Source organism: Amycolatopsis sp. WAC 01416 (assembly GCF_003947485.1).
Taxonomy (GTDB): Bacteria; Actinomycetota; Actinomycetes; order Mycobacteriales; family Pseudonocardiaceae; genus Amycolatopsis.
Genome location: NZ_QHHX01000026.1, coordinates 1 through 954 on the forward strand (window position 1 = coordinate 1; position 954 = coordinate 954).

Here is a 954-nt window from a genome sequence, read left to right on the forward strand (position 1 = left end):
GGTTAGGCCGTGTCCTGCGGATCTTCATCGGAGGTGGAGGACGATGCAGGCGAGGATGATCTCGGCGCGGTGGTAGGCGGCTCGTTTGGCGAATCTGGTTGCCAGGGCTCGGAATTGTTTGAGCCTGTTGAAGCATCGCTCGACGACGTTGCGGAGCTTGTAGAGGTCGGGGTCGAAGGCCGGTGGTCTGCCACCGGCGCTGCCTTTGGCCTTGCGGCGGGCGATCTGGTCGGCGCGTTCGGGGATAGTGGCCTTGATCCTGCGTTCCCGTAGCGCCGTGCGGGTGCTCGGGTGGGTGTAGGCCTTGTCGGCCAGTACCCGCCCGACCCGCACTTTCCGCCCGTCCACGTCGAGGTCCCGGATCTCGTCCAGCAGCGGCAGCAGCTGCGGGTTGTCCCCGGCCTGACCGGGAGTGAGGATCACCGCCAACGGCAGACCCGCGGCGTCGACGGCCAGGTGGATCTTGCTTGTCAGTCCGCCTCGGGAGCGTCCGAGGCATTCCCCGTCGATGGCGAGGTTTTCGATCCAGTCCGCGCAGCCCCTTTTTTCCGGGCGCCGGCCGCGTGCTGATGCGCCCGGACACTCGTGGAATCGACGCTGATCACGAACTCGACGCTGTCCTCCAGCGTTCCCAGCGAGTCGTCTTTGACGATCACATGCTCCAGGATCCGGTCCCATGTTCCGTCCGCGGTCCACTTCCGCAACCGCTCATGCGCCGTCTTCCATGGCCCATAGCGTTCCGGCAGATCACGCCACGGCGCACCCGTCCGCTCATGCCACAGAATCGCGTTGATCACCTGCCGATGACTACGCCACCGCCCACCCCGCTGACCTGTCTCCGCAGGCAGCAACGGCGCGATCACCGCCCACGCCTTATCCGTCAGCTCACCACGACCCACCACACACCCATTGTCCGCACACGATCATGAACAAGATCCGCAGGACACGCCCTAG

General features: G+C 65.5%; 1 pseudogene. It reads right to left on the reverse strand.

What is annotated here, in order from left to right:
• Positions 1–24: 24 nt before the first annotated feature.
• Positions 25–899: pseudogene (locus DL990_RS41130) on the reverse strand (IS5 family transposase).
• Positions 900–954: the final 55 nt, after the last annotated feature.